This window comes from Reinekea forsetii (assembly GCF_002795845.1).
Taxonomy (GTDB): Bacteria; Pseudomonadota; Gammaproteobacteria; order Pseudomonadales; family Natronospirillaceae; genus Reinekea; species Reinekea forsetii.
This window is the reverse complement of sequence record NZ_CP011797.1, coordinates 1231292-1245095: the sequence shown is the minus strand read 5'-3', so window position 1 is coordinate 1245095 and position 13804 is coordinate 1231292. Positions and strand designations below refer to the sequence as shown.

13 protein-coding genes are annotated in these 13804 nt (G+C 52.2%); 5 read left to right on the top strand and 8 right to left on the bottom strand.

Translation table 11 applies throughout. The annotated features are described in order from the left end of the window. Positions 1–6: 6 nt before the first annotated feature. From REIFOR_RS05775 to REIFOR_RS05760, 4 genes are all read left to right on the top strand, one after another. A complete protein-coding gene (locus tag REIFOR_RS05775; RefSeq protein WP_100256653.1) occupies positions 7–783 on the top strand; it encodes a YciK family oxidoreductase in 777 nt (258 codons plus the stop codon). 195 nt (positions 784–978) lie between these two features. Then, positions 979–1566, top strand: coding sequence for a hypothetical protein (locus REIFOR_RS05770; RefSeq protein WP_100256652.1), 588 nt, complete (start codon positions 979–981; stop codon positions 1564–1566). 178 nt (positions 1567–1744) lie between these two features. Further along, on the top strand, positions 1745–2308 hold the full coding sequence (locus REIFOR_RS05765) for an ANTAR domain-containing response regulator (protein WP_100256651.1): 564 nt from the start codon (positions 1745–1747) through the stop codon (positions 2306–2308). Between the two features lie 29 nt (positions 2309–2337). Next, positions 2338–3429 (top strand): ABC transporter substrate-binding protein, encoded by a 1092-nt coding sequence (locus REIFOR_RS05760; protein WP_158524302.1) that lies wholly within the window; start codon positions 2338–2340, stop codon positions 3427–3429. Between the two features lie 25 nt (positions 3430–3454). On the opposite strand, the gene REIFOR_RS05755 is transcribed toward REIFOR_RS05760, so the two are convergent. The 8 genes from REIFOR_RS05755 to REIFOR_RS05720 form a co-directional block, all read right to left on the bottom strand. Continuing rightward, positions 3455–5215: an alpha-amylase family glycosyl hydrolase gene (locus REIFOR_RS05755; RefSeq protein ID WP_100256649.1), complete on the bottom strand. Its 1761-nt coding sequence runs from the start codon at positions 5213–5215 to the stop codon at positions 3455–3457. A gap of 13 nt (positions 5216–5228) precedes the next feature. Further along, a complete protein-coding gene (locus REIFOR_RS05750) occupies positions 5229–6458 on the bottom strand; it encodes a glycosyltransferase family protein (RefSeq protein WP_100256648.1) in 1230 nt (409 codons plus the stop codon). A 38-nt stretch (positions 6459–6496) separates the two neighbouring features. Further along, positions 6497–7312 carry an HAD-IIB family hydrolase gene (locus tag REIFOR_RS05745; protein WP_100256647.1) on the bottom strand — a complete coding sequence of 272 codons (816 nt, stop codon included), beginning with the start codon at positions 7310–7312 and terminating at the stop codon, positions 6497–6499. Further along, entirely contained in the window at positions 7309–8217 is a 909-nt protein-coding gene (locus REIFOR_RS05740; RefSeq protein ID WP_100256646.1) for a kinase, read from the bottom strand. The genes REIFOR_RS05745 and REIFOR_RS05740 overlap by 4 nt, the downstream gene beginning before the upstream one ends. A gap of 336 nt (positions 8218–8553) precedes the next feature. Further along, positions 8554–9387 carry a WYL domain-containing protein gene (locus REIFOR_RS05735; protein ID WP_100256645.1) on the bottom strand — a complete coding sequence of 278 codons (834 nt, stop codon included), beginning with the start codon at positions 9385–9387 and terminating at the stop codon, positions 8554–8556. A gap of 259 nt (positions 9388–9646) precedes the next feature. Further along, the gene (locus tag REIFOR_RS05730) at positions 9647–10036 is read right to left on the bottom strand and encodes a hypothetical protein (RefSeq protein WP_145980242.1); all 390 of its coding nucleotides are present in this window, start codon (positions 10034–10036) and stop codon (positions 9647–9649) included. A 12-nt stretch (positions 10037–10048) separates the two neighbouring features. Further along, on the bottom strand, positions 10049–11710 hold the full coding sequence (locus REIFOR_RS05725; RefSeq protein ID WP_100256643.1) for a vWA domain-containing protein: 1662 nt from the start codon (positions 11708–11710) through the stop codon (positions 10049–10051). Positions 11711–11725: 15 nt separating this feature from the next. After that, positions 11726–12427 carry a hypothetical protein gene (locus tag REIFOR_RS05720; protein WP_145980241.1) on the bottom strand — a complete coding sequence of 234 codons (702 nt, stop codon included), beginning with the start codon at positions 12425–12427 and terminating at the stop codon, positions 11726–11728. Positions 12428–12615: 188 nt separating this feature from the next. Between REIFOR_RS05720 and REIFOR_RS05715 the strand changes: the two genes are divergently transcribed. Further along, positions 12616–13761 carry a toxic anion resistance protein gene (locus tag REIFOR_RS05715; protein ID WP_100256641.1) on the top strand — a complete coding sequence of 382 codons (1146 nt, stop codon included), beginning with the start codon at positions 12616–12618 and terminating at the stop codon, positions 13759–13761. Positions 13762–13804: the final 43 nt, after the last annotated feature.

Genomic DNA, 13804 nt, shown 5'->3' with positions numbered 1-13804 from the left:
GTTACCATGCACATACCGACACTGGCAGAGCTTCAGTCCCTGCCCCTAACCGACGCCCTGAAGGGTAAGGTGATTCTCATTACCGGTGCCGGTGACGGCTTGGGTAAGGCCGCGGCACTCGATTTTTCGGCTCAGGGTGCCGATGTGATTCTGCTCGGTCGCAATCAAGCGAAGCTCGAAGCGACCTATGATGAAATCGAAGCTCTCAACCAAAGCCGACCGATCATCTTTCCCTACGATCTGAACACCCTGATTCCCGATGTTGCGCGTGAAATGGCCTTTGCGATTGAGCAGGAATTCGGTCGACTTGATGGTCTGCTATTAAACGCCGCCGCTCTCGGCAGCAAAATGTCGATTGCTCAATATCCGGAACAGCAATGGCTGGATGTGATCAATACCAACCTCAATAGCAGTTTTTATCTCACCAAGGCAATGTTGCCACTCCTCGAGGCGTCTAGCGCAGGTCGGTTGGTCTTCACCACCTCCAGCGTTGGGCGCCAGGGTCGAGCCTACTGGGGCGCCTATGGCGTGTCTAAATTTGCCACCGAGGGGCTGATGCAGACTCTGGCCGCCGAACTGGGCGCGACCAGCGCAATACGGACCTTTGCCATCAATCCGGGTGCAACCCGAACGGCAATGCGCGCCAGCGCTTATCCGGGCGAAGATCCCGAGTCGGTGCCGACTGCGGCAGCTCATATGCCACTCTATCGATTTTTGATGTCAGACGCCGCCAGTGCCTACAACGGCCAATCAATCAATGCCCATACCTATCTGGCTGACTAAGCAGTGCGTCGCTTGCAGATCCACACTCGGGTCGGGGCGACAAACGGCGAAGGTGGTGATAAAAGCGGCAATAGCTCTCCGCCCCGCCACCAAGAACAGCGCTTAAATATATCTAAACCCTTGTTTTAATTGAATTTAATATTAATGGCACAAAAATAGCTAAGTACCCTTAAGTTCAATTAATGGTACGGTGCGATGACAGCAGGCAATTTTTCAGTACTCAATTTTAACAAGAGCGCTCAAGTGCGCACCGATGCATTGACCGCCGTGGCTGCAAGCTCAATGGTGTCGCTTACGCCGGACCAAATGAAAGATTTTCGCCTTAAATTGCTCAGACATCTGCAAAAAACCATGGAATTGGATCAGGTTATTGAGATTTTTCACCATCACCTGCAGCACCTGTTTCCGGTGTCGGGCATTGAATATACCCATGGCGATAAGTTAATCAATATCCGCTCCGGCGAGATTGCCAAGCATCGCGCCAATTACCTATTATTGATGCGCGCTGTCAACTATGGTGAAATCACCTTTAGTCGCAACAAACGCTTCACTGAAAAAGAATTGGCGTGTATCGAATCCATCATGGATCTGATTATATTTCCGGTGCACAACGCCTTAAAATATAGCGATGCCCTGCACGCGATGCCGATCGATACGACCACCAGCACCAGCAATCGTGTCGCAGTTGCCCTGACCCATCGACGCAAGATGGCACGCGCCCGCGCTCATGAGGAGCAATTTGTCAGCGTCGTCATGGTCGACGTGGATTACTGCGAAGGCTAGACCCAACCCCTAGCCCAGTGGCGATCGCTAGCGCCCCAAGCTGGTGCGGTGGTTTCGTCGCTCGACCGCCGAACGCACTGAGATATCACCTCGCCCCCACCCTATCGCCCTAAATGGGCATGATTTTTAGGTACAATAATTGCTCTAGTACCTATTAACTCCCTGCTATACACGCCGTATGAACATTCTATTGATCGATCAAATTGCTAACCGGGCTAAGCCTCTAGAAGCCGCGTTAACAGCGCTTGGACACCAGGTTGTCGTCCGGCCATCGGGCAAGTATACCATTTACCATATGGTGGAAACCTTCCAACCCGACGTGGTCATAGTCGAGGCCGACTCGCCCGACCGCGACACGCTGGAAGATGTCTCCGCAACATCCGATCGTTACCCGCGACCGATTATTTTTTTCGCCACCGATGAAGACGACCAAGTTATCCGCCAATCAATTCAGGCCGGGGTCAGCGCCTATATTGTCGATGGTCTGCAGCCGAGCCGCGTTAAGACCCTGCTCAATGTAGCCATAAGTCGCTTCGAGGAACACCAGCGACTCAAAGGCGAGCTGCGCAAGACTCGCAACGAACTCTCGGATCGAAAAATCATCGACAGGGCCAAAGGCCTGCTGATGAAGCACAAACAATGCGATGAAGACGCCGCCTTCAGTGCGATGCGTAAAATGGCGATGAACAAAAACGTCAGACTGGCCGAAATAGCCCAAGACGTTATCGATTTATTTAGCTGAACACTGCCGATATGGAACCTATGAACCCTATGCTTATATCCCCCACCACCAACCCAGATGCCGTCCATATAGGCTATGTGCCGCTACTTGACTGCGCGCCGTTAATTATCGCGCAAGAGGCCGGCTTCTTTGCCGCCGAAGGTCTTCAGGTCAGCCTGGAGCGCGAATCCAATTGGGCTAGCATTCGCGATAAATTATCGTTTGGCATCCTCGATGCCGCTCATATATTGGCGCCGATGGTCTTGGCCAGTCAGCTGACAGCGACCAATAACGACAGGACAAAAACCTTTAAGACCGCATTGGCGATGGGCTATAACGGCAATGCCATTACCCTATCGAGCCAGATCTACAATCGACTGACGCCTTCCGATGGCGGGTTTCGAGCCATTGCGGCGGCGCTAAAGACCCACCTCAGCCTAACCACTGGGACGTTGAGGGTGGGCACTGTACATCCGCATTCGATGCACACCTATCTGCTCCATCTGTATCTAGATAGTGCCGGCATCGATACTGCTCGGGTAACCATTAAGGTGATTCCGCCGGTCAATATGGTTAAGGCTATGCTGGAGGGCGAGGTAGACCTGTATTGTGTGGGTGAACCCTGGAATACGGCCGCCCAAATCGCCCAGGCCGGGGAGATCATTTGCTACGGCAGCGAGCTATGGGCGCACGCGCCAGAGAAGGTGTTAGGCGTTAACCGGGGTTTCGCTGAAAAACGCCCTGAGGTGCATGAGAAGTTGTTGGCGGCCATCATTCGGGCCTGTCAATGGCTGGAATGCGCCGATCATATTGCCCAGTCTGCACTCTGGATGGCCGGACCAACATATCTCAATTGCTCTTCGGATTTGCTTATCCAGGCGATGCTGAGTCAATGGCACACCCAAAGTAGCACGCATCAACGTAAGGTGTTTTACAGCAATCAGGCCAATGCCCCCTGGCCGGCCCATGCCCGATGGATATTAGAGGCCATGCAGGCCTATAACCAGGTTGACACTACCGAGCTGATCACCTCGCTCCAGGGCCTGTACGATTGGGATACCTACCAACGGGTCATGACCCGCTTAGACTTGCCGGTACCGGAGCGGGAACGCTTTCCAGGCCTGCTGCCCACCATCCTGTGACCCACTTCCGGCTAAGGTAAGGGATCTAAGCATTACTGAGCCAGAGCGATCCATAGGGGGGCAGTGACAGCGTGGCTTGATGGTCGGGAATGGCCTGCCCGGTCAGCAGATCAATCCAGGTGACGCTATCGATCAGATTGATATCGATTAGGGATAACTCGACGGTCTGGTCGCTAACATTGTTTAGGCAGAAAATGCTCTGTCGGCGATCGATACTTTGGCGCCAAATACCGAAGATATGCGGCCCCAATTGCAAGGTAAACTGAGTGGCATTGGGGTGAAAGGCCCGCTGTTGCCTGCGGATCGCTAAGATGGCAATCAAGCGGTTATATACCTGTGCGTGAGTCGACTGCGCATCGCCTAACTGCGCCTCCAATTCGCCGAGATCCCAGCGATGTCGATTGATATGCCGATTGTGCTGGGTATTTTCAAAGCGGGCATAATCGTTACGGGTACCCAACATACTGTGAATATAGATACCCGGTATACCTTCCAGCGCCAGCATGATCACGTGAGCCGCGATAAAGCGTTGCACGCCCCACTTATCGGGCCCGGCATGAGTGCCCTGCAAGGCATCGAACAACGCTATGTTGATCTCATAAGGCCGAGTTGAGCCATCATCCAGGGTGCGCATCGACACTCGGCCACCAAAACCCATCATGGTATTAATCAACCCGTTCAACTCCTTCTCGCTCAACAAGCCTTCGACAGGTCGGAGGCCGATGCCATCGTGCGAGGCAACGAAATTGAAGTAAGCGGTGCCATCTTGGCACGGCGGCATGGTCATCAGCCAACGTTTCAGATGGGTTGAATCGCCGCTGACAAGGGTGTTCACCAATAGGGGTGGCAAGGAGAAGTTATAGATACAGTGGGCTTCATTGGCATTGCCAAAGTAGGTTAGATTTTCCTGATTGGGGATGTTGGTTTCGGTAATGATCACCGCATCGTGACAGGCATGCTCGACCAGCGTGCGTAATAGGCGGATGATCTCATGCGTTTGACGCAAATTAATACAGGCGGTACCGGTCTCTTTCCATAAAAACGCGACCGCATCGAGGCGAAAAATGCGCACGCCCTGATCAAGATAGAGGCGCACGATCTTAACAAATTCAATCAGCACGTCGGGATTGGTAAAGTCCAGATCGACCTGATCAGGACTGAAGGTGCACCAGACGTGTTGCACACCCTGGACTGTCTGGGTTTCGCGCAGCAGCGGCGTTGTTCGGGGACGGACTACCTTGGTTAGATCGGTACTGGGCAGTTCGGTTCTAAAGTAGTCACGCCCGGGTGATTCGCCCTTAATGAATTGATCGAACCAGACACTGCGACTGGAGCAATGGTTAATAACCAGATCGGACATGAGCCTAAAATCAGCCGACAACCGTCGAATATCATGCCAATCGCCGAGCGCCTCATTGACCACCGAGTAATTAATAACGGAAAACCCATCGTCCGAACTGTACGGGTAAAAGGGTAAAATATGGATCGCGTTGAACGCCGCCTTTAGTGGTCCACTGACAAAGGAGTGCAGGGTTTTTAGCGGGGCCTCAGTAACGCTGTAGCCGTTCTTGCGCTCGATGCTATCACCATAGCTAATCAACACGGCGTCGCTTTCATCCCAATGGTTGGTAAAGGGTTTTGGCTCCTGCGTTACATCGTCCAGATTCATCCGGTCGATCAATTCATCCGCCAACTGGTCCGTTGACCGATTAAGGCTGATACCTGAATAGATCACATCGAGCTGATGTTTAAGATTCGCGGTCAATTTTTGCACTAGGTCACTCATCGGTAAAGTCCCTCTATTGGTCTGCCACAAATTCGGCCCGGTCTGCTTCCACTGCAGCGATCAAGCGATCATAGACATCGGGCATGGCGCTCACCACTCGGTTCCAACTGGGAATAAAGGGCCGTTCCATCGGCACTTCGAGAAATTGTTGGCCCGCCGTTATAATGTTTTGAGCAAACATTTCAACGGCTTTTTCCTCCTGGTGTATATCCAGTTTTAAGCCATTCATGATCGCGTCGTTGTTATAGGTCTCGACAAAATCGAGAGCAATTCGATAGTAGGTAGCCTTCACCGAACGAAAGGTTTCCGGACTGAATACGGTGCCATTGGTGGCCAATTTTCGAAACAGCGCCTTAGCGATATCGATGGACATTTTCGACAAACCATTGTCTTCATCGGTCAGGCTCAGGTCCTGATGCTTATGGTCGTAAATATCGGCGATATCGACCTGACAGAGGCGATTATTGGAGTAGTTGCGATACATTTCCGATAACACGCCAATTTCCAAGCCCCAGTCGCTGGGGATCCGTATGTCGGTTAGTACATCTTTGCGGAAGGAAAATTCACCTGCCAAGGGGTAACGAAAGCTATCCATGAAATCGAGGTATTCGATCGGACCCAAGACCCGCTTCAGGGCGCGTAGTAGGGGCGTAACCAACAGCCGGGATACGCGACCATTAATTTTTCCCGCGGCCACACGAGCATAATAGCCCTTACAAAATTCATAGTTGAATTGCGGGTGTGCGACGGGATAGAGCAGCCGAGCCAAGAGGCTGCGGTCATAGGTCAGAATGTCGCAATCGTGCAATGCAATGGACTCCGACTTTCCGGTTGCCAACATATAGCCCATGCAATACCAAACGTTGCGGCCCTTACCCATCTCTCTGGGCGCAACCGATAGGGCTTGCAACTCCTTATCCAACGCCATCAAGCGCGGCCCGTCATGCCACAAGACACGATGATGTTGGGGCAGCTGGGCGAAGAATTGTTCAGTGTGAAAATATTCATCACGATCGGCTCGATCTAAACCAATCACAATCTCCGAGAGGTAGGGCACCTCCTTCAAATGCTTAATGATATTAGGTAGCGCCTCACCTTCCAGCTCGGAAAATAATGACGGTAGGATAAGCCCCATGGGTCGAAAGTGGGAGAAGTGTAGCAGATCGTATTCCAGATCTTCGGTAGCTCGATCGGCCAGATTATGCAGCGTCGTAACAATGCCATTTTGATGAAAATCACCCATAGGGAGCCTCTTAATTCAAGTTAGGTTTAGAGTGTCTATCAATCTGTTTGCAGCAAATACCAGATCGCTTCATTCCAGCCAGCCGGACCCGTTTGCTCGGTTCGATAAACCGACTCACGCGCCAATTGGGGGAACTGGTGACTGGCGGAGCGAACTTGCACTGCCAGATCGGCTATTTCCAACATGGCACTGTCGTTGGCCCCATCGCCCAATGCAATGCTCTGCAAGGCTGTCGCCGGATCTCGCTGCTGCAAAAATGCTTGCAGCCAGAGCACAGCGTTACCCTTGTTGGTGTCCTTGAGAAAGTGGATAAAGCGACCCCCTCGCACCACGCTAATCGCTAGAGCTAGGCAATGTTGGGACAGCTCATTCAGCTGCGCTTGATCGCCCAGCCACAAGCAGGGGTCACTATATTCGCGTTGCTGGGCCCGTTGTGCCGAGGGTCGGTCCAGCCCGGTAAACTGCATCAGACGATCAATACTGAGCTGACTCATGGGCCACAAGCAGCCAGGAAATAGTCGATCCATGGCTTCCAAAATGGGTTGCCAATATGACAGCTGAGGTGCCAAGATCTTCACACAGTAGTCCCCGAGCCTAGGCAGGGTTGCTTGTTCAGCGGCCGATAGATCAAGCACCGGCAGAAGCACCGCGGCGCCGTTTTCGACAATAAAGGGGGCATGCAAATCCAGCGCTGTACGTAAAGGCACAATTTCAGCCCGGGTTTTGCTCGAGACCGGTATTACCGGTATATGACGTTGCGCCAGCAACTGCAGAGCGGGTCTTGCGGCGGCAAAACTGTAGCTGTCGTGGTCCAGTAGCGTGCCGTCTAGATCACTAAAGACTAAATAGCTCATAGATCCAAGCCCCGGCCAAGATCGAACCCTAACAGCCCACGCTGATCGTTCAGCTCGATTAAATCATGAGCCTGATTGGGCAACGCACGCAAACAGGACTCGGTGATTCGTTGATAATACTCGATAAAATTTTCCACTTGAGCCCGACTCATAAGCGCGGCCGTGTCTCCGCCGTTGCGATCAAGTTGCTCCGCTAGCCGCTCTTCCTGCTCGATGCGCCACTGTTTCACGCTGTGAAAACCGGGTGCTTTAAGCATTACCAAGCGATCCAGCAGGGCGAATAGCGGTTGATATTCCTCACTCAGCTGGCGGTTAACATAGAGACGCCAAGCCATGTCGACATCCGCCGTCGCCTCTAAGTGATTCAACGGCCGCGTCAACTCTGACAACGTCTGAGGTTGCGCCCCCACGCACCAACCTTCGAATAGGATGATTTGTACCGGATCTTTGACGGTGCTCCATTGATCTGGAGGGGTGCGATCATCACTCCCCTTGGCAAAGCTGGGGATGGCGACCGGGAGATCATTCATGATCAGCTGCGTCAGCGTTTGCTGTATTAGGCTAGTATCATGGGTGCCGGGCACGCCACGGGTAAGCAAGAGCGGATGGATGGCTTGGCTCAGGGCTTTACGCTGGCTCAGGGTCAAGTAAAAATCGTCGATCGACAATCCAATGGCATGGACGCCATGGTGCTGCTTCAAGAAGTAAACCAGAAAGTCGGTTAGGGTCGACTTGCCAGAGCCCTGGCAGCCATTAATGCCCACCAGCAGGGGCGCACGCGCGCCCCGGGACTGCTTGAATAGGCTCTCCGCGAGCGGCATAAAAACCTCTTGCGCCGTGGTTTCGAACGAAATCGGTAACCGCTGCCGGTGTGCAAAATCTCGAATTAATTCTGTTATTCCCACCTTGATCGCCTTATAAATACCTATCGTTTTTTTTGCACAATGTATGCCAGCCTAAGAGCGAGCGTTCGCCACGATTCGGGGCAAAACAGGCAAAATACACGCTCACAATTGAGGCGTTACACTAATTAAGCACCAATTTAGTGCACTGCTTCGATAGGGTCACACATTGCCGGGTCTCGCTAGATGCAACGGCAAGTAGATATAGGGCGACACTAGCCATAACATCCAAACGAGTTTTGGCTGCGATTTTGATTGCTGGGACAGCAGAGGGGTGGTGTGCAAGGGCGATGATAAGGTAATTGCATTAGGCGGGGCGTTGCGCCCCGCTGACTCTGTTTAGGGCTGTAACCAGAACTCGAACTTACCCGGCTCAGTGGCGGGCGACGATCCAACATCCACACTCCATTGCGCCATAAGATAGCCTTTCAGAGCCGAGCGACAGGTCATCGTTAATACCCCGTCGCGCAGACCGAACTCTTGGGCGATGGCATCTGGAAACGGCAAAGCCGGATGCGGTTTGAGCCGAATCTCGGTGATTTGGTTCCACTGTGTGTCGGACTCCATCAACTCGGCAACCTCAGGTTGATCACTTTCGCCGCCAGTGCTTACCACCCGGTTGATGACAAAATCATCAAATTGCTGATTCAACCGATCGTAGGCTCGAACCAACCAGCGGGTACCAGAGTTGATTAGCGCATGCGGCACTATGACCAGTTCCTTACGGCCCTTCATCTCACCATAATATTCAATCGATAAAGACTGGCCTTTATGGATCGCACGCGTTAGGGCGGCCAAGATGTGAATCGAGGGCAAGGGCGACTGGCTGGGCGCTTCGGTGGCGATTTCAGGGTACTTAGGACCGGCGTAGTCATCCCCGAAGCCATGAGTCAATGCAGTCAGCACTTGCGTCGCCGTGTAAGCATATAGCGGTGTAAAGGACTCCTGTGGAATATAGGACTTGATGCCATAGTCATACACCACGTTTTCTGGGGCCAGTTTTTTGTAGAGGGCTATATCACGTGACGCTGACGACTCTTTGAGCCCGAAACGTTTTTGCAAGTCGCTCCGGTTAGCGTGACCTAAAAAATAGAGCCGAAACTCCAGATAGAACAAACGCTCTTGCTGAGGCTGGCTTTGTTCGGTAAGTATTGGTTTAGTCGAATCATTCATCCTGTAGATCTCTGAACCTATTTAATCTTCATGAAGCAACGGTAAAGTTGCAGTACAGGAATGCCCTTCGACTGTATTAAATACAGGTCAACATCCCCCTTTGACTCTTTTTGAATCCTATTTGCTAACCAAAATACTATTGGGTTACCAAAAACTGCAAAATCCTATGCTCTATTAAAGGGTTTCAGCAGCAGAAAAACAAGGTGTCTGTGCATTAAAATTTAACAAAACCGAAAGACAGGTTATTAAAATTCAGAACTTACTTTTCAAAATGAATAACATTCCAACCGCTGAGTTCGTCTGCCGTGAAAGACAATAAAAATCGATCAGTGTACGCCTTCCCCGGATATTTTTGATTTAAGGTACTAATATTCATCGAACCAAAGCTGACCCGATACAGCTTGTCCCGGTTGGCCGCACCCAGACCTAAGTAACTTTTATCGGTCGCGTAATGAACGTCACGGTAGCGTTGCGAGCTTTCGTAATCTGCTAACCATTTGGCCATACGGGTTTGATAAGCACTCAGGCCATAGGACGTATCGACGACGATTAAGACATTGCGCGGATTGGCCGAGTAATAAAGATGAGCGCCCAACAACCCGCCAACTTGCATAGCAAGCGCCAAACCCAGCGCGATTAACTTACCCACTGGGTCACCCGCTTACATCTGCGCATTGAGAAGATTTCCAATCTGGTAGGCCGCAGATCCGGTCGAGGATTCGGTGTAGGAAGCTTCCACCAGACTGGAGACAGCTTTCAGATCACTGGACTCAAAGCCATAGGCAATGCTGTGGATGGGAATTTGCAGCATTTGAATGACCTTATCGACCTTGCTCAGGGCGAGACCGTTACGCGTCTCGCCATCGGACAGCACAAAGATGGTTAACTTGTGGTCGGGATGGGTTTTGGCAAACTCGAGCAGGTCATACGCGGCGACCAGGATGGCATCATTGGTTGCCGTGCCACCGCCGGCACTCATCCTTTCGACGGAGCCGAGGAACTGTGATTTTTGCTGCAGACCAAACTCGCGTACCGGTAGATCCACATTGACAGTGTCGTTAAAGGTCACCAAACCAATGCTATTGCGCGACGAGATAAAGTTAGCCGCTTCGGTCATGGCCACGCGCAGCGCTCGGATGCGATCCCCATCCATAGAACCACTAACGTCGGCAACAAACATCGCGGCAATAGGCCGCCCGCCGGATTTTTTGTCTTTCCATAGTCTCTGTGCGTTGAGAATCACCGCGCCATCGTTGAGTTCATACGAGGACTGGTAACTTGGATTGGCTGCAAAGCCATAGCGTTTAGCGATGCCGGCATTGGCTTTAATAAACTGCGCAAACTGGGTTAGCACCAGGCGCTCATCGTCCGAGGCTTCGGCCGTCGCATAGAGTGGCGAGTCATGGCGCACACCAAAGGGCACGAACTCATATCCGCCCAGGCCATTGGCATTGATAAAGGTCTGATACTCCATCACGAAGGCATCGAGGACGCCGCTGTTGACCGTTGCCTCGCGCATTTGCAGGGTGTTCTGCGCGACGAAGGGCACGCCGCGCTGGAACGCTTCAAAGGCACTGGCCACATCGGGGTCGAGCATTTGGCGCTCTTCACCCTGCGCAAAGGCGTGAAGCACCGTGAGCAGAAAATTCAATCCGGTCGAGGATTGGTAAGGATTGGTATAACCCATGGCAAATTCACCGCTAGTCACCGCGGTCAAGAGTTTCTGTAAATTCAGCTGACCGTTGTCGCTAATTTGATCGACCTTCTGCTTTTGAACTACCACTCCAGCAACATTGGGCGCCGTGGCCTTGTCGATCAGCGTTAAGTCCACGCCCTGGGAGGCTAGCATCTGCCCCCACAACAGGTTCGACGGCGAGTAGGCATCCGGAACGTGTTGATTGGCCAATAAGAATGAAGCAGCCGCGCCGCTAGCAATTTTTCGGATAGCGATCTGGCCAATCTTACCGTTGGGCAGACGATTACGTTGACTGTTATATTGATTAGCCAAATCGACATAAATACCATCAACACCACTGCCGCCCTTCTCCGAACTGGTGAAGATCTCTACCGCCTCAACCTGCGAACTGTCGCGTGCGTCTACGGACCGAGCGTACTCATTAATATCCGGCAAGAGCTCCAGGAGATTGCTCGCGCTCAATTGAATATTGGCACGATATTGATTTTCAATCCGACTCGGCTGGATGGTATTCTCGATGATATCGGTCAACCTTTTCTCGGCTGCAACGAAATCTTTAACATTATTGGAGTCGAAACAGGCGGTTAGCAAACTCACCGCCACAGTTAAGCCAATCAGTCTTTGCATTGAGTGCCCTTCCCTTTAGTCCTTGCTGAAAGCTTGAGCGCGTGCGCCCAGCTCGCGTAAACGATTTAACGATTCTTTGAGTTCAAAAGAATCAATATCTTTAATATTGGCGACCTCAACCGTGGTCACGTTGAGCGCGGTGAGTAATTCTCGATTTTGCTCAACGAGCACACTAATCCGGGCTTCTTGTTGAATCAGCAGAGCGCGTCGCTGCTGCAGTGCGGCATTTTCCGACATCTCGGAATGCACTTCGTCACCCTTGGTGGTTCGCACGCTGCGAGCCGCCGCGACTATATCGTTGAGATTGGTGATCACAAGTTTGAATACGCGTCCGGTTTCCTGGCTGTAGCTCGCCATAGTGATGGTGGTATCACCCAGCTTCTGCTCAATGACCTGTCGATAGTCCGCCAGCATACCCATCAATCGACTGGCCTGTTTGGCCGATTCCGGTTGATCCAATTCGGCTAACTGATTGGCGATGGACTCGACTTCGGCATAGAGGCGCTGTTCTTTGGCAATTTCGTGCCCGATAAGGGCTGCATGGGCGTCCCGCTTGGCATAGCCCGCCAACAGGTAGAAGCCAACAGCGATCGCCACCGACAACACCGCTAAGGCACTGTAGAGGGCCAGAGCCAATAGCTGGGGCGCAAACCAGAACCAAAAGACACCAATACAGAGCACTGCGGCGGATGACGATACCCCTAAAACTCGTCCCATACTTTCCTCATTCGTCATTATGTCGACTACATTGCTCCCGATTGTACGCAATTTAAAGCCAAATTCGGTGGAAAATTACCCTTCCCTTATCTTTTGTGACTTCCTTCCAAAGGGATTTACTGTTCAATGGTGGCCGAATCGCGTCATAATCCGTGCAGAGCCATACCATTCAGTAAAGGATACAAGCCATGACCAGCCAAACGACCATTGCCCAAGTCGCGACCATGTCCGCCGAAGAAATTGCCACCTCGTTAGGCACGAAAGCCCCCAGCACCATTGCTGACGACATCCCAGATGACGTTAAGCAGCGTGCCAAAGGGCTGCTGGAGCGGATTCAACAGGTCGGCGATCGAGACATCAGTGCGCGTAATGACCTCACCAGCGAGGCTAAAAGCTTCGGTCAAGAAGTTCGTCGCCAAATCGCCCACCAAAGCGATCTGCTCAATGCGCCCATTAAGGACATTATGGGTAACTCGGGCGAATCGAGTGATCTCAGCCAGGACTTGCTCGCCCTGCGCACGAGGGTAGAAGAAGTAAATCCGAATAAGTTCGATTTCTCCGAAGGCACTCTGCGTCGACTGCTCAGCAAATTGCCTGGCATCGGCACCAAGCTTGAGGCCTGGTGGTCCCAATACCAGAGCGTTTCAACGGTTATCAACGATATATTGGCCAATCTGGAAAAGGGCAAAAATGTCCTGACCAAGGACAATATGACGCTCAAGATCGATCGCGACAAGCTGATGGAGTTTACCTGGCAACTGCAGGATCAATTGCAGATCGCCATGTTACTCGACAGTGAGCTGGCACAATGGTCGGCGGATCTAGAAGCCGCACAGAAAAAATATATCGAAGAGGACATTCTCTATTACCTGCGCCAAGAAGTTCAGGATATGCAGTTGTCTTTGGGCGCGGCCAACCAGGCCATTTTGGTGTCCGATATCATTCGCCGGGCTAATGAGGAGTTAATCCGCTCAACCGATCGGACCCTGAACGTCTCGGCTCGTGCCTTGCAAACCGCGGCGGCCCTGCAGGTCGCGCTGTCACACCAAGAAAAACAGATGAAGGCGGTCAAGGCGACGCAAGAAATGACGGTTGAGCTCCTGAAATCAACAGCCGAAAAGGCCAAGGTCCAGGGCATTCAAATTGTTAAGGAAGCCAATGATGTCAGCGGTATGATCGAAGGACTGCAGCAGGCCTTCAGTGACACCATTGAGGCCATGAATCTGCTCGACGCCTATAAGCAGGAAGCCCTGCCAGCCATGCAGAGTAACGTCAACCTATTGGATGACCTCAACAAGCAGATGAAAGAACAGGTCGAGCGCAACACCAAGTAGCGGCCCATTTCCGAAACGCCCTGCCGGCCCATGCCGGTAGCGG